At 40.5% G+C, this 21,740-nt stretch carries 20 protein-coding genes and 1 pseudogene; 5 read left to right on the top strand and 16 right to left on the bottom strand.

The window, feature by feature from the left end:
• Positions 1-58: 58 nt before the first annotated feature.
• Both ACMAZF_RS03265 and ACMAZF_RS03260 read right to left on the bottom strand, forming a co-directional pair.
• Complete coding sequence (locus ACMAZF_RS03265) at positions 59-586, bottom strand: response regulator transcription factor (protein ID WP_435276054.1); 528 nt, start codon at positions 584-586, stop codon at positions 59-61.
• Position 587: 1 nt separating this feature from the next.
• Complete coding sequence (locus tag ACMAZF_RS03260) at positions 588-1,796, bottom strand: sensor histidine kinase (protein ID WP_435276053.1); 1,209 nt, start codon at positions 1,794-1,796, stop codon at positions 588-590.
• Between the two features lie 242 nt (positions 1,797-2,038).
• Between ACMAZF_RS03260 and ACMAZF_RS03255 the strand changes: the two genes are divergently transcribed.
• Together ACMAZF_RS03255 and ACMAZF_RS03250 are read left to right on the top strand one after the other, a co-directional pair.
• Entirely contained in the window at positions 2,039-2,695 is a 657-nt protein-coding gene (locus tag ACMAZF_RS03255) for a TetR/AcrR family transcriptional regulator (RefSeq protein ID WP_435276052.1), read from the top strand.
• Positions 2,696-2,719: 24 nt separating this feature from the next.
• Positions 2,720-4,408, top strand: coding sequence for an AMP-binding protein (locus ACMAZF_RS03250; RefSeq protein ID WP_435276051.1), 1,689 nt, complete (start codon positions 2,720-2,722; stop codon positions 4,406-4,408).
• A 68-nt stretch (positions 4,409-4,476) separates the two neighbouring features.
• Here the strand turns inward: ACMAZF_RS03250 and ACMAZF_RS03245 are convergent, their stop codons facing one another.
• A complete protein-coding gene (locus tag ACMAZF_RS03245; protein WP_435276050.1) occupies positions 4,477-5,136 on the bottom strand; it encodes a TetR/AcrR family transcriptional regulator in 660 nt (219 codons plus the stop codon).
• Between the two features lie 117 nt (positions 5,137-5,253).
• The gene (locus ACMAZF_RS03240) at positions 5,254-6,159 is read right to left on the bottom strand and encodes a LysR family transcriptional regulator (RefSeq protein ID WP_435276049.1); all 906 of its coding nucleotides are present in this window, start codon (positions 6,157-6,159) and stop codon (positions 5,254-5,256) included.
• 134 nt (positions 6,160-6,293) lie between these two features.
• Between ACMAZF_RS03240 and ACMAZF_RS03235 the strand changes: the two genes are divergently transcribed.
• Positions 6,294-6,983 (top strand): type 1 glutamine amidotransferase domain-containing protein, encoded by a 690-nt coding sequence (locus ACMAZF_RS03235; protein WP_435276048.1) that lies wholly within the window; start codon positions 6,294-6,296, stop codon positions 6,981-6,983.
• A 15-nt stretch (positions 6,984-6,998) separates the two neighbouring features.
• Positions 6,999-8,159 (top strand): iron-containing alcohol dehydrogenase, encoded by a 1,161-nt coding sequence (locus tag ACMAZF_RS03230; RefSeq protein WP_435276047.1) that lies wholly within the window; start codon positions 6,999-7,001, stop codon positions 8,157-8,159.
• A 63-nt stretch (positions 8,160-8,222) separates the two neighbouring features.
• Here the strand turns inward: ACMAZF_RS03230 and ACMAZF_RS03225 are convergent, their stop codons facing one another.
• Positions 8,223-8,834, bottom strand: coding sequence for a fumarylacetoacetate hydrolase family protein (locus tag ACMAZF_RS03225; protein ID WP_435276046.1), 612 nt, complete (start codon positions 8,832-8,834; stop codon positions 8,223-8,225).
• A gap of 189 nt (positions 8,835-9,023) precedes the next feature.
• A pseudogene (locus ACMAZF_RS03220) lies at positions 9,024-9,545 on the bottom strand (cytochrome-c peroxidase).
• A gap of 322 nt (positions 9,546-9,867) precedes the next feature.
• On the opposite strand from ACMAZF_RS03220, the gene ACMAZF_RS03215 reads away from it, so the two are divergent.
• On the top strand, positions 9,868-11,373 hold the full coding sequence (locus ACMAZF_RS03215; protein WP_435276045.1) for a hypothetical protein: 1,506 nt from the start codon (positions 9,868-9,870) through the stop codon (positions 11,371-11,373).
• Positions 11,374-11,408: 35 nt separating this feature from the next.
• Here the strand turns inward: ACMAZF_RS03215 and ACMAZF_RS03210 are convergent, their stop codons facing one another.
• The 10 genes from ACMAZF_RS03210 to rpsF form a co-directional block, all read right to left on the bottom strand.
• Complete coding sequence (locus ACMAZF_RS03210) at positions 11,409-12,620, bottom strand: hypothetical protein (RefSeq protein ID WP_435276044.1); 1,212 nt, start codon at positions 12,618-12,620, stop codon at positions 11,409-11,411.
• Entirely contained in the window at positions 12,620-13,414 is a 795-nt protein-coding gene (locus ACMAZF_RS03205) for an outer membrane lipoprotein-sorting protein (protein ID WP_435276043.1), read from the bottom strand. The genes ACMAZF_RS03210 and ACMAZF_RS03205 overlap by 1 nt, the downstream gene beginning before the upstream one ends.
• Positions 13,398-15,740 (bottom strand): efflux RND transporter permease subunit, encoded by a 2,343-nt coding sequence (locus ACMAZF_RS03200; protein WP_435276042.1) that lies wholly within the window; start codon positions 15,738-15,740, stop codon positions 13,398-13,400. The genes ACMAZF_RS03205 and ACMAZF_RS03200 overlap by 17 nt, the downstream gene beginning before the upstream one ends.
• A 54-nt stretch (positions 15,741-15,794) precedes the next feature.
• On the bottom strand, positions 15,795-16,628 hold the full coding sequence (locus tag ACMAZF_RS03195; RefSeq protein WP_435276041.1) for a TetR/AcrR family transcriptional regulator: 834 nt from the start codon (positions 16,626-16,628) through the stop codon (positions 15,795-15,797).
• A gap of 216 nt (positions 16,629-16,844) precedes the next feature.
• Entirely contained in the window at positions 16,845-18,479 is a 1,635-nt protein-coding gene (locus ACMAZF_RS03190; protein WP_435276040.1) for a diguanylate cyclase domain-containing protein, read from the bottom strand.
• Positions 18,469-19,977: a bifunctional metallophosphatase/5'-nucleotidase gene (locus ACMAZF_RS03185; RefSeq protein ID WP_435276039.1), complete on the bottom strand. Its 1,509-nt coding sequence runs from the start codon at positions 19,975-19,977 to the stop codon at positions 18,469-18,471. The genes ACMAZF_RS03190 and ACMAZF_RS03185 overlap by 11 nt, the downstream gene beginning before the upstream one ends.
• A 292-nt stretch (positions 19,978-20,269) precedes the next feature.
• The gene (rplI, locus tag ACMAZF_RS03180; RefSeq protein WP_435276038.1) at positions 20,270-20,719 is read right to left on the bottom strand and encodes a 50S ribosomal protein L9; all 450 of its coding nucleotides are present in this window, start codon (positions 20,717-20,719) and stop codon (positions 20,270-20,272) included.
• A 30-nt stretch (positions 20,720-20,749) separates the two neighbouring features.
• Positions 20,750-20,977, bottom strand: coding sequence for a 30S ribosomal protein S18 (rpsR, locus tag ACMAZF_RS03175; RefSeq protein WP_435276037.1), 228 nt, complete (start codon positions 20,975-20,977; stop codon positions 20,750-20,752).
• An 11-nt stretch (positions 20,978-20,988) separates the two neighbouring features.
• Entirely contained in the window at positions 20,989-21,297 is a 309-nt protein-coding gene (gene priB / locus ACMAZF_RS03170; protein WP_435276036.1) for a primosomal replication protein N, read from the bottom strand.
• 11 nt (positions 21,298-21,308) lie between these two features.
• A complete protein-coding gene (rpsF, locus tag ACMAZF_RS03165) occupies positions 21,309-21,704 on the bottom strand; it encodes a 30S ribosomal protein S6 (protein WP_435276035.1) in 396 nt (131 codons plus the stop codon).
• Between the last annotated feature and the right edge of the window lie 36 nt (positions 21,705-21,740).

Below are 21,740 nucleotides of genomic sequence, written 5' to 3'. Positions count from 1 at the left end.
AACTGCCTTTGATAGGGGCGGTTACTTATTAGTCACTACTTGTAGTAAAAGAACTAAATTATTTTACCACTGGGCGTTTTTGCAATTTTCGCTGCAAAGTACGGCGATGCATATTCAATTGGCGCGCTGTTGCCGACACATTGCCATCATTTATCGCTAATACTTGCTGAATATGTTCCCACTCTACCCGTTCCGCAGACATCGCATCATCCACTGCTAACTCTCCATCACAATCACTTGACTCTCCTAGTAACGATTTCAATAACATTGGCGTGGTCACCGGTTTGGCCAAATAATCATTGGCGCCAAGACGCATCGCTTCAACTGCTGTCGCAATACTGGCAAAGCCCGTCAATAATACAATCGTTGCTTGAGGTAATTGAGTTCGAATTGGCGTGATTAATTGCAAACCGCTATCACCAGCAAGATTCATATCAAGTAAGATGTACTCAGGTGAAAGATCTAAGCATTGACCTAGCGCACTGCCAGCATCATGACAAATGCTTGGCTCAAAATCATACTTTGCCAAACGCCTTGCCAACGTTTGTGCAAAGGCAACGTCATCTTCAATGATCAATAACTTCACATTAACTTCCTTTAACTAGTGGTAATTTAACAGAAGCGACAGCGCCTAACTCGCTATGATTACTCAGTACAAGCTCACCATTTAAACGTTCAAAGGCACTGTTAGATAACATTAGCGCCATACCTAGTCCTTTATCACTTTCGACTAACGACGCGCCTAATGAACGAGACGCTTCAATACCACCACCAAAATCCCTAATGTTAATGGTGACATGGGATTTCGTTGCCGTTAACCCTAACTCAACTTGATTAACGCCGGATTGTTGATTCGACTTCACAGCATTTTGTAATAGATTACAAATAGCAGAAAGTAACATCGCATCTGAGTTAATTAACATTTTTTCAAACCCGTCATCAGTAACATGAGTGATCAGTTCTAACTCAGGATATTGAAGATTACAGGCCGTCTTAATATCCTTAAACAACGCTAATGGTGAAATTTCAATGGTTTTGTTTTCACGAATCGCAGTTGCAAGCTCTCTAAAATGATTAAGTTCATTACGGCAAATTTCCAATGGTGACTCCATTGCTTTCACTGCTTCATCATGTGGAAACTCTTCGTGGATTTCTTCAAACAACAGTTGCAAATTTGCCAGCGGCGTCGCCAGTTGGTGAGTTACCTGAGCCGATGCCACCCCCAATGAAATTAATTGTTCACTTTTAAGTTGTTCTTCTCGTTGTTTGGCAATGGCTCGTTCTCGATTAGTAATCATCTTAGACATCGTGCCAACCACCAAGGTCACAACGATGACTGATAAAAGAAAATTAACCCACATGCCAATAAAATGATTGGTCATATCCATATGATGCTGGTGAGTCGGCAAGCTCATTAACAATGCGCTATACGCAATCACGGCACACAATGATACAAAAGCCAGCATACGTGTAGGTAAACTCACGGCACCAATTACAATAGGCATTAGTAACAGCGAAACAAACGCATTAGTTGCCCCGCCGCTATACGCCATTAACAGCGTTAAGAAAACAATATCAGCTATTGCCTGCGCAGCAACCGCAAAAGAAGACGCTTGATGATGGCGATACCAGCGCCAACTAAAAAGATGAAATACGGTTTCAAGTGCAATGATTGAAAGTAAAGGAATTATCGTTATGTCTTGCGGCATCACAACGAAAAAACCAATCACAGCACACAACTGAATGACTATGGCCATCGTTCTTAGAAGTAAGATTCGCTCAATTGCGCCCATCATTTTAAAATCAATTAAAGTCAATGTGTTACCTCGCTTTTAAAGTATAAAAATTATACACCTAATTGATTGTTTCGTGTTGAATAAAACCACAAAAAGATACTATTTCTTTTGGAAATAACGTCTATTAATTAATCACCCCAAGCGCTTGCTTGGTTATTCAAAAAAAAGCTGTTAAGGTGACTTGATAAGAATAAAAAACAGCGGCTCTTAACATGAATTACGCTGTAAAATAGAAGGTGATTATGGCTTTTGTTGCCTTGACACAGCTCAACAACGAGCAAATTTTATCGCAGCTTATCGATGAATCGATAGTTATTGATCCGCAAAGCCCTAAAGGGCGCTTACTCGGCACAGCAGCAACCCTGTTTCGCGATCGTGGTTTTGATAAAACAACAGTACGCGATCTTGCCAAAGCGATTGGTATTCAATCCGGTAGTTTGTTTCACCATTACCCGAATAAACAAGAAATTCTCAAACAAGTAATGCAACAGGCGATTTTGCTAAATATTCGTCGTGTAGATTTGGCGTTATCGCTTAACCACACCATCAAAGACAAATTACTGGCATTAATTCTCTGTGAATTTCAGGCGCTAATCTTAGATACCAGCGCGCATATTTCTGTGTTGGTATTTGAATGGCGTGCGCTAAACGAAGAAAATCAGACTATCATGTTAAAACTACGCGACGAATACGAGCAATATTGGATTGACGTATTGGCACAAGCGCAGCAGCAAGGCATGATAAATATTGACCATCACATATTGCGACGTTTACTAAATGGTGCCATTAATTGGTCACTCAATTGGTATAAACCTAACGGTGATTTATCGCTAGAGCAGCTCGCAAACATGACATTGCAAATGGTACTCAACAACCACGTAACCACAAAACAACAATAATAGATTAGGTATTTGGAGGAAATAATGGACGCATCTTTTTGGGACGGAAAACGCGCCCCCGGTGTCGCAAACAATCTCGATTTTGAACAATTTAGCTCTGCGATTGAAGTTATCGAACAGGCAATGAAAAATTTTCCCGATCGTAAGGCCTTCACTGGCTTTGGGCATTCACTGACCTTTCGAGAAATCGATCAATACAGTGCCGCGTTTACTCACTACCTGCAAAATCATACCGATTTAAAACCCGGTGATAAAATTGCGATTCAAATGCCTAATACATTGCAATATCCAATTGCGATGTATGGTGCGATGCGAGCAGGCTTAGTGGTCGTTAACACCAATCCGCTTTACACCGAGCGTGAAATGATTCATCAATTTAACGACTCAGGTACAACAGCATTATTGTGTATGGATATTTTTGCTAAATCAGTGCAAAACATTCAAGATCAGACAGGTGTTAAAACGGTATTAGTGACCTCTATGGGCGATATGCTGCCAACAATGAAACGCTGGCTTGTTAATACATTAATAAAACGCGTTAAAAAAATGGTACCTGCCTACCATTTGCCAGACGCAATTTCCTTTAAACAAATCCTCAAGGAAAATCTCGGTAAAGGGTTTACACCAGCACACCTTGCTAACCCTGAAGATACGATAGTTCTTCAATACACAGGTGGTACAACTGGCGTATCAAAAGGAGCTGAGCTTACCAATCGTAATTTAGTCGCCAATATGCTGCAAGCGGCAGAACTTTTGCACCAAGAAGACGAACACGGTAACCGTATTTTTAACACCACAGAAGCCAACATTGTTGCACCATTACCGCTCTATCACATTTATTCATTTACCGTGCACTTGATGGCATTTTTTCACTTAGGCTTACACAGTATTTTGATCGCTAATCCACGTGATACCAACTTATTTATCAAGGCTATTAAGCCTTGGAAACTATCAGGTTTCATTGGCTTAAATACGCTATTTGTATCGTTAATGAATCATCCTGAATTTCAAAAATTAGATTTTAGTAAGTTAGCATTCACTCTCTCTGGAGGCACTGCATTAGCTTCAGACACTTCCGTTCGTTGGAAAGAAATGACAGGTTGTCCTATTTCAGAAGCCTATGGTCTGACCGAAACCTCTCCTGCCGCTTGTATGAATCCGCTTAACGGCTTTGAGCGCGTTGGCACTGTAGGTATCCCGCTACAAGGAACTGCCGTAAAGTGTATTGACGATAAAGGAAATGAAGTAGCTATAAGCGAACGCGGTGAGCTATGCATCAAAGGCCCACAAGTCATGAAAGGCTATTGGCAAAATGAGCAAGCCACCAAGGATACCTTTACGAGTGACGGCGAATGGCTAAAAACTGGAGATGTTGCGATTATCGACGAAGATGGCTTTGTTTCTATTGTCGATCGCATCAAAGATATGATTATTGTTTCTGGATTTAACGTCTATCCGAATGAAATTGAAGATGTATTATCTAAGCACCCAGAGGTAGAAAACTGTGCTGCGATAGGTGTCCAAGATGATAGATCTGGTGAAACCGTTAAAGTGTTCATCGTCGCCAAAGGCGACAAGCAATTAAGTATCGATGAAATCAAAGAATTCTGCCGCGAGCACATCACTGCTTATAAACTACCGCGTAAGGTAGAATACCGCGATGAGCTGCCAATGACGCCAGTAGGAAAAATTCTGCGCCGAGAGCTGCGTTAATCGGCACTTAGTTAACACAATAAAAAGGGCAATCACTAGATTGCCCTTTTCATATAAGTAATTGAAGCCTAATTGAGCCCCACACCTTTGAGAATAATGTGGGTAATTGACGCAATAATACGATCAAAATCGTCATCATTTAACGAGTCTTTATCCATTGCAGCACGTACCTGAACACCAAAGTCAGCATAATGTTGAGTTGAACCCCAAATCATAAATAGTAAATGCATAGGATCAATGGCATCCATTTTTCCTTGGTCAATCCATGATTGAAAACCATTGGTAATATTCAAGATAGCCACGCGATAATCTTGCTTTAAATATTGACCAATATGCGGCGCACCGTGGATTATTTCACTCGCGAATATTCTCGAGGCATTCGGATTACCTTTCGCAGATAACACCTTAGCGCGAATATAGGCGGTTAATGTTTCTTTAGGATCATCTTCAGGGTTAATATCAGCAACCGTCGAGTTCCACACTTCTACAATGTCACCTAAAACAGCAGCGTATAAATCGACTTTGTTTTTAAAGTAATAATGAATATTAGCGCGAGGCAACTCAGCACGCTCGGCAATACGTTTCATTGACGCGCCTTTAAAGCCAAAGGTTACAAACTCCTCTTCGGCGGCCGCTATAATGCGCAATTGATTTTTCTGACGAATTCGCCCAACAGGTTGATTCGGACGATTTTCAAGAATATTCACTTCACTCATAATTTCAAACATCTGCTTAAGAAGCGCCTAGTATAAGGAATTTGTATGTTGGGTAAAAGCGCTATCAAAAGAAACACCGATCTAATTTCAATTCAATGAAGTGAGTTTTCTAATCCATCGCGACACGAATTAATCCTCTACTAATACTTTGTTGAAATAACTTTTCAAGAAATCTAATAGTAAACGTAGTTTTTTAGAACTCGCACTGCCGGGCGGGAAAACGCCATAAACATTAATGTCTTTCATGGTGTAGTCATCTAATACCGACATTAAAGTCCCTTGACGGATCTTAGGAATGGCATCGTACATAGGGATCCTTGCTAAGCCATGACCGCCTTCGACAAAGGCCGTTCTGGCGGCGGCATTATTAGTTTCAATGCTTCCCTTCACACTGATGGTGTAGGATCGAGATCCTTTTGTTAACTCAAGATTATTCGCTGTCAGTTTATAAATCACCCACTCATGATGACTAAGATCACTGGGCTTTTGAGGAATACCACGTTTCTCAAAATAACTAGGCGCACCGCATAGACAAGTTTTTAACGTCGATAATTTGGTTGCTTGCAAACCTGAATCTGGTAAAGGTGCACCGCGGATAGCCAAATCGATACCTTGTTGCAAAATATTCACCACCTCATCGGTGAGCATTACATCCAGTTCTATCTTCGGGTAAAGCCCGCGAAATTCATTAAGTGCTGGTACTATGGTTTGTAGTCCGACATTAACGGGGCAAGTTATTTTAAGTCTACCGATGGGATCTGTTTTCAAATTCTCTATTTGTTGATTAGCAGCCATAGCTTGCTGCGCGATGACTCGACAATGCTGATAATAGTCGTTTCCAGCTTCTGTTAATGAAATGGTTCGGGTAGAACGATTAAGCAGGGTAATGGCCAGTTGCTGTTCAAGTTTTTTAATATGATAACTGATCACAGCCCGAGACAAACCGAGTTGTTTCGCCGCACCACTCAATGTGCCCTGCTCAACAACTTGTGCAAAAACCACCATACTTTTTAATTGTTCAAATGAAACACTCACTAACCTACTCTCTTTAACCTTTATTGACCCGATTGTATCAATTTTTAATACAATGAAGTTAATATTATCTGCATTGTATGATTTTAATGAAGGCGTAAACTGTGTTTTATCAACTTACACTCCGAGTAAAAGCAATGACTAAAAAACACATTCTAATGGTTTTAACCTCTCACGATAAGCTAGGTAATAGTGGCGAAAAAACTGGCTTTTGGGTTGAAGAATTTGCTGCCCCTTATTTTGCATTTAAAGATGCAGGCTATGAAATTACCTTAGCGTCTCCGCTAGGTGGACAGCCACCTATCGATCCAAAGAGTGAATTAGCTGACTTTCAAACAGCCGATACACAGCGTTTTGACAATGACGAACAAGTAAAAGATCAGCTATCAAATACGCTAAAGCTCAATCAAGTTAACGCGTCAGATTATGATGCTGTATTCTACCCTGGTGGCCACGGCCCATTATGGGATTTAGTCGATGACGTTGATTCAATTGCCCTCATCCAATCAACAATTGAGGCAAATAAGCCAGTTGCAACGGTTTGTCATTCAAGTGCTGTGTTACTTAATATCAAAGACAATAACGATGCTTACCTCATTAATAAAAAAGCAGTCTCAGGCTTTACTAATAATGAAGAAGCGGCTGTTGAGTTAACCCAAATTGTCCCTTTCTTATTAGAAGACGAATTAATTAAACGCGGCGCTGACTATCAACGCGCAGCTGACTGGACGCCTTTTGCAGTTCAAGATGGATTGATTATCTCAGGACAAAACCCAGCTAGCTCAGCACTTGTAGCACAAAAGCTTATCACTCACTTGAACCAATAATTACTAGGACTTTTTATGTTAAATTTTAGCTTTCATAACCCAACACGCATTCATTTTGGTTCAAATCAAATTACTCAAATCACCAATGAAATCCCAGCAGATACCAAGGTGCTTTTAGTTTATGGTACCGGTTCAATCAAGAACAATGGCGTTTACCAGCAGGTAACTGACGCTCTTAAGAATCACCAGTGGTTTGAGTTCTCGGGAGTAGAGCCAAACCCTAGTTACGAGACACTAGCCAAAGCCTTGCCCATTATAGAATCGGAAAACATCGATTATTTGCTCGCAGTTGGCGGTGGCTCTGTTGTCGACGGCGTTAAATTTATTGCCGCAGCCGCACAATTTGAGGGCGATGAGCCATGGGATATTCTCGCAAAGGGTGCTCCTGTGACAAAAGCATTGCCTATTGGCGCCGTACTTACATTGCCAGCAACGGGCTCTGAAAATAACGGCAATTCTGTGGTGACGCGCGGCCGCGACAAGCTGGCTTTTGCAAGTCCATTAGTTAAGCCGCAATTTGCGGTGCTTGACCCAGCGGTGACACTCACACTGTCAGATCGCCAAATTAGTAACGGCGTCGTTGATGCATTTGTTCATGTGATGGAGCAATACCTCACTTATGATGTCAACGGTAAAGTACAAGATCGCTTTGCTGAAGGGCTACTTCAAACGCTTATCGAAGAAGGCCCAAAGGCATTATCGCCAACAACTAAAGATGATTTAGCCATTCGCGCCAACATCATGTGGTCGGCAACAATGGCGCTTAATGGCTTAATTGGCGCAGGGGTTCCGCAAGATTGGTCAACGCATATGATAGGACACGAATTAACAGGAGGTTATGGCATCGATCACGCTCGTACGCTGTCGATTATCCTACCGGCTGTAATGAAAGTTAAACGCAGTGATAAGCACGGAAAATTACTGCAATACGCAACGCGTGTTTGGAATATTACCGACGGTAGCGACGATGAAAAAATTTCGCAAGCGATTGCTTTAACTGAAACCTTTTTTAAAGAAATGCAAGTTCCAACAAGACTTTCAGATGTGCAACTAGGTGAGACTGAAGTGAAAGATATTTTAGCGAAGCTAGACGAGCACGGTATGCGAGCACTTGGTGAACATGGCGATATTGATTTAGCAGTCAGTGAGCAGATCCTCAATAGCGCATTAGTGTAAGTAGCCTATCTTAATTTTGTAGCAAAGGCTTAACTGCACTGTTAAGCCTATCTAAACCATTCGTTAAATAGCCTGCCACTCGTTGCTAATTAACGTTTTTTTTGCTTGATTAATTTGACCATGAAACAGGACACCCGCTTTAATTTCCCCAACCCCTTTCGGTGTTCCTGTCATCACAATATCACCATCTTCTAAAGTGAAATGCTCTTTCAACGATTCAAGAATTTGTTGCGGTTTGTACATCATCAGCTCTACACCGCCTTGTTGGATAACCTCACCGTCGATGGTGAGTTTTAGACTCAGGCTGTTATCAAGGTTATCGATGCTGACGAAATCTCCCATCACTGCTGAGCCATCAAACGCTTTGGCGCGCTCCCACGGCAGGCCCTTGCTTTTCAGTTTACCTTGGAGCTGACGTTTAGTGAGATCAAGACCAAAACCTACAGCGCGAAATTCGCCGCCAATGACCATTAGACAAATTTCGCCTTCGTAATGTAATGACTCTTGGTGAAAGCTGGTTAGTTCATTTGAAATAGCGCTATTGGGTTTTAAAAACACCACTATGTCATCGGGCATTTCATTGCCGAGTTCATGGATGTGGTCGACATAATTACGGCCGATACAGATGACTTTGCTCGGAGTGACGGGCTTGCCATCGAGGTTAACGTTATTCATGGGCTAAGAGTACTTTCAAATTAAATTTGCACAGTATCTTAGCCCAAGTGGCAGCGAGCCAACAGTGTTAAAGTTTAAACTGCGCTACGTTACTGTTAACTTCGTCCATCGAGGTAATGTTCTGAGTGCTGTTAGCATCCAATGTCATACTACCTTTGGCTGTTTGCTCTGCAATATCAATGATTTGTTCTAGATAATACCATTAATTGCATTAAATAGCTCAAATCCACGTTTGGCTTGATGAGAAATGGCATCTTCATCACCTTCAATCCAACGATCAAAAGGGGCAATGCCCGATACAATAGTGCGCTCAAAGGTGGCGATCGCTTTCTTGATATTTTCACTAGTGACACCTTCACCATTAAAGGCTCGCTGAAACCACGTTTGATACTGAGGAACAGCGCTAATTCGCTCAACCACCATCGCCATTGGCGTATTCATTTCCACCGTTGACTCTATTGGCCCTTGTGCTTATTCTTCAAGCGTTGGCGCACGACCGTCCCAGAAAAATTGATTACCCCATGCTGCATTAATAACCGTCGGAGAATGGCGATCTAGTGCAGTATTTTTGGCGCCCACAGACAGTGTTGTGGCATCTTCCTAGCCAAATCTTGGGTTATGACAAGTGGCACAAGTCATATTAAAGTTTTGCGATAAACGCGGATCAAAAAACAGCATTTTCCCTAATGCTGCCTTTTCGGCTGAGTACAAATTATTACTCGGAAAAGGAATTTCAGTGGGACGTTTATACAATGTTTGCCATTAATTGGCACTCGCTGGCAATGAAAAAATTACCAAGCAAGAAAGAATAAATTGCGGTATTCGCAATAAAAAAACAATTTTTTCAAGACATTGCTCCTGATTACACAGTATATTTATAGATAGAGTGACGTTATTAAATCTTAACAACCAAAGGAAAATGGCTAGATTTATCCGTCGACAGGACAATAGAAAGTGAATAAATAGAAAATATTTCTCGACGTTTGGAATAACTTACATCACGTGATTTTCGTCACAAAAAGAGTTGGTAAATATGACCCAAGAAGTTGATCCTATTGCACTAATGCAGCAAGGAAAATACGAAGCAGCAAGAAATGGTTTTAAAGCGCAGTTGGAGAAAAATCCGACAGCGCTAAATGCACTGCATTTTTACGGTATGCTTTCTATTATCCTCAATAATATTGCCGATGGCATTAGTTATATGTCATTGAGTTTATCTATGGCACCTGATAATTCCGCATTTATCAGTAATACGATACAAGCGTTAGGACTCTTGACTCACAATAAACATAGTAATGCGTACAAAATACTTAACCGACAATTAATGAATGCGACTAAGAGCCACTTACCTAGCGCGCTCGCTGTGGCCAAGTTTTATCTTAAGAAGAAACAAGCAAAAGACTGCTTAGAGGTTTTAGCACCTCATCCAACACCCTCGTTTGAAACGTTGTTTTATAACGCCATTGCCCATCAATTATTGTCGCAAAAAAAGCTGGCACAAAAAGCAATGGAACGTGCGCTAACCTGTAAACCTTATCATCCCCTTTATTCCAGCAAAGAAGCTAATAGTAAACCAAGAGTGCTCCTGATTTATGCACTAGAAAATCTCGATTTTGTACCACACATTGGTAATGAAATAGCGTTTAGTATTTTCGGTGGTCATTTTGATGTGAATAAATTCATTGATATGCAACAGGTCAACGTTAGCCGTTTATTTGTCAGTGACAGTGATAATTTTAGAGAGTCAGTGAAACAGCTTGGTCATTATGACTTAATCATCAATTGCATTGCTGATATGGAAGTTTGCGCTAATGCACTTACGTTATTGACTCAATTTGAACGCTTTAATCATGAAATTATTAATCCTCCAGCGGCTGTCTTGAATACGTCGCGTGTCGATATTTACCAGCAATTATCATCATTATCTTTACAAATTGCCGACACGAATATATTTCACGGCAATGCTCAGTTTGCTAATTACAATAGTGGGTTTCCAGCATTGGCAAGACCATTAGGTAGCAGCACTGGAATAGGACTCGTCAAATTAGAAGACAGAGAATCGCTTGATCATTATTTAAAGCAAAGCCGTGGTGAAATTCTCAATATTTGCCCATTTATTGATTTTAAATCAAAGGACGGTTTGTATCGGAAATATCGTGTGTTTGTTATTGACGGTGAGTTTTATCCAGAACATTGTGTCGCTCATAATCATTGGAATGTTCATAGCTCTTCACGTATGACACTGATGCAAAACAATCAACGATTACGTCAAGAAGAACAGGCTTTCGTTGACGACTTATCAACTGTTCTATCACCTGGACATCAAGCAATCATTAAACAAATCCATGAAAAACTGTCACTTGATTATTTTGGTATTGATTTTTCGTTCACAACTGACGGGGAACTTTTAGTATTTGAAGCTAATGCAGGAATGAGAGTTAATACTGACTACTTGAAAGACTTTAAATACTTAGCTATGCCAATTACCAAGATAATTGACGCATTCAAACAGATGATTAACTACCGAATTACGACTTAAATTAGAATGAGAATAAACCTCAACGATCGATTAAATTAGAAATAGTATTCTAAACTCAGTTCAACATTATCATCATTGCGTAAGTTATAGAGTACGTTACTCAATTCATTGGCACTGAAAATACGCGCATCGACACGCCACTTCCAGTTATCGTCAATACGACTGGAAGCTTCAACAAATGCGCTACGCGTGCTCGAATGATCCAAATCTTGCACCATACCAAAGAGTATTTCAGTGCCATCAATGTCGTTTAATACCAAGCGTGCCCCCAACATTAAATCGTTTTGTCCTAGCGCTTGCGAGCTATCCTTACGATCATCAAATTGATATTCCATTAACCAGCCAATATCCCACACAGAATCAAACACGCCTACCGAGGGGTATTCAAAGCCTGTGGTCATTGCGAAATAATCGTTAGCTTCATAAAGTGGCGCATGATCAAAGTGACGTGAAATCCCTTCAAATTTAAGAATCCAAGAGTCAACAACAGCCAACACATCAAGCCCCACTTGATTCATTTGACGATAGAAAGGTCTAAATGTGCCTATCTCATTGTCAACATACAATAGCAAATCGGCATCGCGCGAAGTACCATCAAAATAAGACAACCCAAGTTCCCAAATATCAATGCTGTGGCTCCAACGCGCCGCAAAGTCGACGTGATGTTCTTCGTCAGTCGATTGATATATAACGTTGTCAGTATCGACAATGAAAGGTGCACGTAAGCGCCCATTTTCGCCAGCAAAAGTTCGCTCACGAAACCCTGGTAGCACAAACAAATCCAAATTACCCCAGTCACGAACCAAGGTTAAATTAATCATCGGCTGACCCAATTTATCTTCGCCGTCAACCGCTTCAACGGCATCAGTTTGATTAATGACATCGACTAAATGTGCCGACTCAGTTTGTCCCCAAAATACGCTGCCAATACCCGTGCGTAACTCCCAATCTTCGCCAACATGAAGCCACATCAATTCACGAATATCACCGTGGCTACGTTCATCATCTTCGTTATCCCAGCGGTAAAACGGTTTAAACGTAACGCTATCTAAATCGTCATTCCAGCTATGGTAAATTTCAGGCTCGATAAACATCGAAAACTGTTTATCAACTTGCTGTGAATATAAAGCATCTTGAGTATATAAGCGATAATCAGCAGCAGCTTTTACCGACACTTGCGTCTCGGCAAAGCTACTGGTTGCGATTAAGCCGCTTAATGCAAAAGCTAGTGTGCTTAATCGTTTCATTATCTAGCTCTCTTTAACGTCGCCTTGTTAAAGTCTTTAGTGTTAAGACCTGTATCAAATGCTAGCTCTTCAATCAGATAATCTGTGCTCTTTTTAGTTTGATTGTTCGTCATATTCTGTTTGTGTGAACGCCAGTATTTGTCTAAATACAATTTGTAATCTGAAAAAGTCAGTGTCTTAAGTAAACTATTTTTACGATCATAGAACTCAATCTTATGCGCACGGTAATGTGAGTGATCCATCCAAATAATTTGACGAGTATAACCCGAGTTTTTATCAACAGGATCTAGTTCAACAACATACGATAGTTCACCATTGATGATTTCATCACGTAAAAATTTGTAGGTATACTTTTCAATTTCAAACGAGCTCAAATCTTCAAATGCAAACTCACTGCCCATAAATGGCCCAGACTTGTTTCGTGAAGCGATGCGTTTAACCCGTTTAAGCGCTGGTAAGTACATCCATTGCTCATCAGACTTAACAGCGTGAGAGAAGCTCAAGAACGCCGTACCTTTTACGTCACGAGGTTGTTGAAAAATAGTCAGCGCTTTATCGCCATCGTCAGCCACTTCAAGCGATTTTATCTTCATTTTACGCACTGTTTCTTGCCCTTTGGCATTGCGCAAAATCATTTGTGCTTTAGCGGTTGAATCGCCCCAACCAATGTCTCGAGCCTTGCGCTCTTTAGCAATTGCTAGCCCCTTTTCTTGTGCAGTCTGTGCAATAGCTGAACCGGCTATCAGACTTAACCCTATTGCTGATATAGTAAATATTTTATGCAGCTTGTTCATCGCTTGCTCCTTGTGATTTTTCTGAATTTGACGTTTTATCTAACCATAGTAAATAGGCTGGTAAGAATAAGAAATCGACAACCAGCGCCGCCACAATAATTATTGCGGTTAGCAGCCCCATATCGGCATTAAGTCTAAACGACGACAACGCTAGAATTGAGAAACCGATTGCTAACACGAGCGTTGTTATCCACAATGCTTGACCAACACTGGCAAAGGAATAACGGATACTATCTTGTGTTGATTTACCTTCATTCTTGGCATGTTGATATTTACTTAGAAAATGTACGGTATCGTCGACAATAATACCTAAAGTCATACTTAATACGACAGATAGTCCCATGTTGATTTCACCAGAATACATTCCCCAGATACCAAAACCGATACACGCTGGCACTAGGTTTGGGATTAAACTGATTGCCCCTAAGCGCCATGAACGCAATGCAAACACTAATAACCCAGAGATCAAGACAAGGGCGAATAAAGTCCCTATCAGCATACTGCTCATATTCTGTTGGCCAATATGAGCGAACATTAAGTTAGGGCTAGCAGCAGCCATACGCAAGGTTGGTGCATTTTGAGCTATCCATTGCTGAGTACGTTGTTCAAACTCAGTAAATTCGACACTACCAAGGTTTTGCAAAATTGCGGTGATACGGGTTGCAGACTTATCAATATTGATTTGATTATTCAGATCAAGACCGTATGGCAGTGACATCTCATACAACAACAAGTACTGTGCCGACAGCTCTCTATCTTGCGGTAAACGATAGTATGATTCGTCATCGCCGTGCATATTCTTATTTAAACGCTTGAAGGTATCACTAATAGTTAATACGTGATCAACTTCTGGTTGCTCACGTAACCAGTTGCTAAAGGCGTCGACTGTTTTCAACATTTCTGGCTTATTAAGCCCTGATGCTTCGTCACTATAAAGCGCGAAATCAATAGTCGACATACCACTTATGTTTTCCTGCTGGAAATCAGTTGACTGTCTAAACGCGGTACTTTCATCAAAGTAATCGGTGGCAATGTCATTCACATTATTGTTAAAGGTCGCCGTTATCGCAATCACCATAACAATTAAAGAAATTGGCAATAATTTGCGATGATTATCAATAACCGTGTCACCTAAGCGCTCGATCCAATGACTTTTCCCCGTGGTTACTTTAACTGCGCGCATGGGTAATATTGTCAAAATTGCTGGTAATAAAGTGACTGACAATACAAAAGCAATCATGACACCTAAGGCTGTTAAATTACCTAAGTCTGCCAATACCGGAACATCAGAGAAATTTAACGTCAAGAAACCAATTGCAGTTGTCGCTGAGGTAATAAAAATAGGCATTAGATTGAGATTCATGCTGTACTCAAGCGCCTGCTCTTTCGTTTGTCCCTGCCTCATTGCATATAGCATTGATGAAATGACATGCACACAATCGGCAACGGCGAGCGTCATTACCATAGTTGGTACATTCACTGTTGCCGTACTTAAGAAATATCCCATCCATCCTGAAATACCCATGGTCGCAGCAATAGAAACGATAATAATAATCAGCGTGGCGAAGGTTCCCGTAAAAGAGCGCAGTAAAACCCATAGAATAATAATGACCATCAAGAACATCAGGGGCACTAACGTACTCGCATCTTTTTGCGCTTCTGTAGCAAAGGAGTCATTCATGAAGACAATACCTGTATGATAGAACTCATGATCAGGGTATTTCTCTTTGAAGCTGTCCGTTAAATCAGTAATAGACTTAGCAATTTCCATCACCGCTAACGCCGCTTCGCCTGCTGTTTCGGGGTTATCACCATCGGGTAATTGTACCGTAACGCTAATAACAGCAACTTCGCCATTTTCAGAAACAATACGCTTCACTAAGTTGGGCTCTGACGTAGCAATACTCTTGGCTCTAGCTATCGCCTGCGGGGTCATTGATTCGATGTCCATAACGAGATCTTCAACGATCAGATCATCTTCTTCTGCCCAGGTATGTTGATAATTAGATAATGAGTCAACACGTGTCGAGCGAGGAGTTTGCCAAGACTCATCGGTTAACTCTTTTATGAGTTGAAGTGTATTTTTATTAAAAACATCACCTGATTTAGGCGCAATGATGATATTGGCATTTTCATTTTTATTAAAAATACCCTGCATCTTTTCAAATGCAATTAACTGAGGATTTTCACTCCCGAAGAAGACTTTATAGTCGCCTCGAAAATACAAATTTTGGCCGCCCATTCCAGCCACTACAAAAAAAACAATGCCAAACAACAACATTAACCACGGTTTTTTAATTACGACTTCAAGCCATAAACGTTTCATGATTCTTACCCCTAAATTGACGAATCGTCACTTAAGTTCAAATAAAAAGCAGCGTTAACTCAACGCTGCAACCTCTGCGGCAAAAACTTCATTTCCAATGCGTAGCCAAGTCGCTTGATAATCCAATTCATCGCTCAATGGCAGCCACTTTAAACCATCTAGTAACACATTCATGTTAAACAATAATGCATTAAACATATCAAGTCTAGCCACGGCCTCTGCATCTTGATCACTGGCTAAAATAGCGCTAGAACCAAAAGACATCGACCATAGCGCAAAACAAATACCATTGACCTCTTCTCGCTTATTGAGCGTCAAATCACCACAATCGGCCGCTTGTTCGATAAGCTTATCAACTAGTAGCGTAATTTCCATATCCAGCTCCCGTTGAATAGCGATACGCCCTACGCTAGCTTTTTCTAGTACCGCCGGCGTCTTCACCATCAAAACACAAAATGACGCGGTCGCATGCATTTGACTGTGTAACTGCTGAGCATAAACGATGGCTAAACACTTTTCGCGAGAGTTACCTTGCATTGTTACTGCTCTTTTTACTAAGGAAATAATAAATCTCATTCCTTTGATTGAGAGTGCACAAAACAAGTCTTCCTTGTTAGCGAAATGGTTATAAACAGTGCCTTTTGAATAATCACAAGCAGCCACTAGTTTGTCCATTGTCAATCCTGAAAACCCTTCATGAGCCATGATCTTTTCAGCTACATCAAGTAGCTCTAATTCACGGTTTATGACGTTTTGTTCGCGTTTAGTTAACGCCTTACGAATAAAACATTTAGGGTTATTATTGCTATCACATTTTTGCATCATTGAAACAACGGCTAAAGCCGCCCTTAGCTTTTGACGCTTCGTCAAACTTTGACGAAGCGTCATCTTATAATCTTTATAGTAAATTTCAAGTATATTTTATCAGTATCTGACATGGTTAATACTGTTAGTTTTTCACAGGTAAACTATTCAGTCATTGGGAAACGCTGACATCAAACATATTTCTTATATTTATCAATACTATAAATAAGACACGAACGATGACAATTGGAGACAATATCACTTTAGCCCAGGACGAAATTAACGTGAAGTAACTACCATTTAATTAGAGTAGCGGTTCTTGCCGTGTTTTTTAGCGCGATACAATGCTGTATCAGCGAGCTTTAATAGGCTATCACTTGTCTCTTCTTTCTCTGAGGTGTAAACCGCAATACCAATGCTTAGGGTAACATGTTTAGCCACATCACTGCGTTCATGAGGAATACTATCGAGCTCAAGCTGCTCTATAATACAATCTGCGACAATCTGCGCCCCTTTTAGTGGCGTATTTGGTAATAAACAAACAAATTCCTCCCCGCCATAACGCGCAACGAAGTCTTCAGGGCGTCGCATCACTGATGTTAGGGCACTAGCTATTTTTTGCAGACATTCGTCACCAGCAACGTGACCATAAAAATCGTTATAGGTTTTAAAATTATCAATATCCATCATTAATATCGATATTGGCCATTTTTGCCGCTGAGCAGATAACAATAAGTTTTTAAATGCTTTGTCTAGCCCTCGACGATTAGCAATATTAGTTAGACCATCGGTAAGAGAAGACTTTAAGAGTTCTTGTTTTTGACGCTCAATAGTTTGAGCAAACTCTTCAAATGACTTGGCTATTACAGTAATTTCATCTTTACCACCAACTTTTAAATCAATAGCATCGCCAGCTAAACGTGAAACCACTTTTTTATTGAGCAGCACTAAACGTCTGATCACACGACGCTGAATATAAAACACAATAATAATAATAACGCCAAAGGTACAAATGACTGCACTACCTAAGGTTTTAGTTTGAACATCGACAGTCTCCGAAAAGTCTTTAATATCTTCAAGTACTGTCCCCTTGTACTTAAAAGACTCGTATTCAGCAAATCTGGCATAATCGATCACTAGGTTTCGCACAAAATCTGCACGTCCGCGCGTTCGGCCAAGCACACGGAGCGATTGAATTTTCAATGCCATTGCGCCATCAGTTCCAACTAATCCTTCATAAAGATCACTTAACAGTAGCTTTTGAGAATCTTCAAAGTTTAACTTTTCGATAGAGCGATTATAAAATTTGGTGATAATTCTTGAAGTATTTTTTATACGATTGAGGCGTTTAAACGATAGCCCTTTTTCGGCCATTATTACTAATCTGCTGACCGTATACGCAAAGTCATTATGGGCTAATTCTTCATCATGAATCGCAATGTCATGAATACGATAAACAGTCCGTTGCTGTTGTTTCAACAGGTCACTAATACTCAGCCGTTCTTCTATTAGCGCATTCAACGCTTCAATTTCTTGGGCAATAACATCCAATTGAATTAATGAACGCTGGGCATTACCAAGCTCAATAACTAACGGTCTGATTGCCGAAATTTTTGCTTTTAAATCATCAAAAGCAATTCGTCGCTGGCCTTGTGTGTTAGCGATGGTAAAACTATCAGTCGCGTAAGTTAATTCATTCACTTGACTGTACATTTTGGCGTAGCTCATCACCTTCGGAAATGAAGTAGCCGTTGTATCATCTAACAAATCTTCAAATGCAGCTAATCGGTCATACGCGATCAAAGCCACTATAGCACTTAGAACGAGCACGATTGAAAAAGACAATGTAAATACTGTATTTAGTGACGAATGCACAGGCCGATACCGCTGTTTATCGCCTTTATTTTCAGATGGCGCCATTTTATTATTTTTCATTAATTTTTGCTTTTATATCAACTAAACGTCCATCGACACTGGGGGATAGCATTTTATCACGGGTAATATTATCGGTAACAATGTCTGATACTAGGCGAATAGCTAAATGCTTCGCACCTAATTTCTTCACACTTTTAAATACGTCATAACCGTCGCCGCCCGACACTAAATAATCAGTCGTGGCTACTGTATACATTTGGGTAAGTTTAATATCTTGCCCATTAACTTTAATCGATTTAATACGTTGTCCAACAGGCTCACGACTGTCAAAAACAATTGCCATGCCGGAGATCTGAGCAAATCGGCCTTTATAGACATCCAGCGCACTCACTGCGTTCTCCATCGCCCTCACTAAGGTAGCGCCACTCACTTCGATTAACGCAATCATGCCTCGAAACGGCAATTCATTGGCAATGGTTTCACGCGTTATTGGACTACCAGCAGAGTAATCGAGATCACCGCGAATAGAACCACTATTGATAATTGAAATTTGTGCGTTCGCGAACTCTCTAACACTATCTGCAACATAGTTACCAAAGGCGTTCTCTGAGCTACGAACTAATGCTCTTTTCGTCGTGATTGGCACTGTAAATTTACCAATTTCTACTGACAATATTGATTTCAATCTTCCTCCATGGCCAGCAACCTGCTTTGCAACAGACTTATCCTGAACATAAGTGTCTAAATCTTTAATATCGTATGAATAGTCAATAATTTTAGACGGTTTTTCTTTATCTAAAATTAATGAAATTACCGCAACCCCAGATGGTGACTTGATAAATACATCACGCTGATTATACGTTCGAGACGAATAATCAACATCTTGGTAACTCTCATCTTTGTGTAAGCTTAAATCAATGACTCCATCATCAAGTAATTGATTAATTTCCGGGTAATAACCGGTATATTGCAATACCAAAAGTTCAGCACCTTGCTCACGAAGTTCAGTTGCTACTCTTTTTATAGCTTGTTGAGGGTCAATTAAGGAAATTTGATTGAAGGTATAATCTTCCAAAACACCATTATCGATAATTGACATAAATCCGATTGTAATACCATTTTGTTCAGTAATAGTGCTATTCACTACTCCATCTAAGTCAATGCCCGTTTTTGCGTCAATGACATTAGTAGCAACAATTGGAAATGTCGCATAGTAGGCACGTAAAGAAAGATTTTCAGGATAAAAGCTAAATTCGCGCTTACTTACTCCCATCGCATCAGGCTCAAGGGAGTTTAGTAAATCGATAATATGAGAGCCTTTATCAAATGATGCAAGAATACTCGGTCCTAAACTGTCACCACCGAAAAAGAAAAATGTATTGCGATCAGCCTGACGTTGCTGTTTAAGCAATGTTGCCAATTTTGCATAACGTCCTTTATTACCATGAATTTCAGGCATTTCACTGGCAAATATAATATTTACTTTTTGATGATTAATGTCACTTGCTGACACTTTCATACACGCCAGTGTAATCAAAATTGATACTATTAATCGCAAAATAATCCCCATCAACTTACGTCCATATCACTAATCTAGACTTTTTACCTAATCACTGCAATTAGCACCACGCAAAAGATGCGAAATAGATCTAAATTGATTGATATTCGTTCAAAAATCACCAATACCCCAATAAATCTAAGAACTAAGTGTCCATTTTTCTAAAACGTGAATATCAACGAAATCGAATTGAGCCAAAAAATAAAACGCGCTACTTTACATTTTAGACAAAAAAAGCCGCGTGATATTGCTATCACGCGGCTTTCTATTGTTACCTATAAAAGGTTACTGATTACTCAGCAACGATTTCGATAGTAACTGTAACATCAACTTCTGTATGAAGGTGAATAGCGATTTCGAACTCACCAGTGTGGCGTAAAGCGCCTTCTGGAAGACGAACTTCACTTTTAACAATCTCTGCACCAGCAGCAGTAACGGCATCAGCGATATCGCGAGTACCGATAGAGCCGAATAGTTTACCTTCTTCGCCGGCTGAAGAAGTGATAACAACGTTGTTTAACGCGCTAACAGCTTCGCCACGAGCTTGAGCAGTTGCTAATTTAGCAGCTAGACCAGCTTCTAATTCAGCGCGACGCTCTTCAAATTTTGCTACATTTTCTTTGCTAGCAAATACCGCTTTCTTTTGCGGAAGTAGGAAGTTACGTGCGAAACCAGATTTAACTGATACTTTATCGCCTAACTCACCTAGCTTAGCAATCTTATCAAGTAGAATAACTTGCATTACCTTTCTCCTAAAATTTCAATAACCGGCTTACTGATGTAAGTCTGTGTATGGAAGTAAAGCTAGGTAACGAGCGCGCTTGATTGCAACAGCAAGCTGACGCTGATATTTAGCGCGAGTACCAGTAATACGGCTAGGTACGATTTTACCACTTTCAGTGATATAGTTTTTCAAAGTAGCGATATCTTTGTAGTCAATTTGTGCAACACCGTCAGCGGTGAAACGACAAAACTTACGACGTCTAAAAAAACGTGCCATGGAGATTTCTCCTAATTCATCAATTCAATCGAATGAGCATGTAATACAATTTTTGGCGAGCCATTTCGGCCTTGATGCCAGACAAGATAACCACTTGCCTTGATATTACTGCCCTTGACCAACTTGTTGTTGGTAATTTGATTTTCTTTTCCGCTAATCACAACAGTCATTCGGCAATAAATTTCCCGAGGGAAACCAGCTTCAGTTTGTTGCGACCGATGGTCCATCACAATATAAGTGTGAGGAATTCCAGCGGGGCTGACCTTTTTACGTGGGCTGGTACATAATATACCGGTCAACACGCTTGAGTTTTCAGCCAACAAGAGTCAAATTACTCAGCAGCAGGTTGCTCAGCATTTGCTTCATCGCTAGCCGGAGCTTCACGACGTTTAGTCTCACGACGTTCTTCTTTTGCTTTAGCAATGTCAGAAGCTTCAGTGATAGCGCCTTTAGTACGAAGTACTAGGCTACGGATCACAGCATCGTTGTAACGGAAAGTGCTTTCTAGCTCATCCATTACTTCTTGACCAGCTTCAACATTCATAAGAACGTAGTGTGCTTTGTGTAGTTTGTCGATTGGGTATGCTAATTGACGACGGCCCCAATCTTCTAGACGATGAATTTCACCACCAGAATCTTTGATAGACGCAGTGTAACGCTCAATCATTGCAGGTACTTGTTCACTCTGATCAGGGTGAACCATAAATACGATTTCGTAATGACGCATTTATATTTCCTTACGGTTTATTAGCCCGTACTTGGC

The sequence above is a fragment of the Psychrobium sp. nBUS_13 genome, from assembly GCF_051201665.1.
GTDB lineage: Bacteria > Pseudomonadota > Gammaproteobacteria > Enterobacterales > Psychrobiaceae > Psychrobium.
Note: the sequence above shows the minus strand (reverse complement) of the source record. Positions and strands in the feature narration are given on the sequence as shown.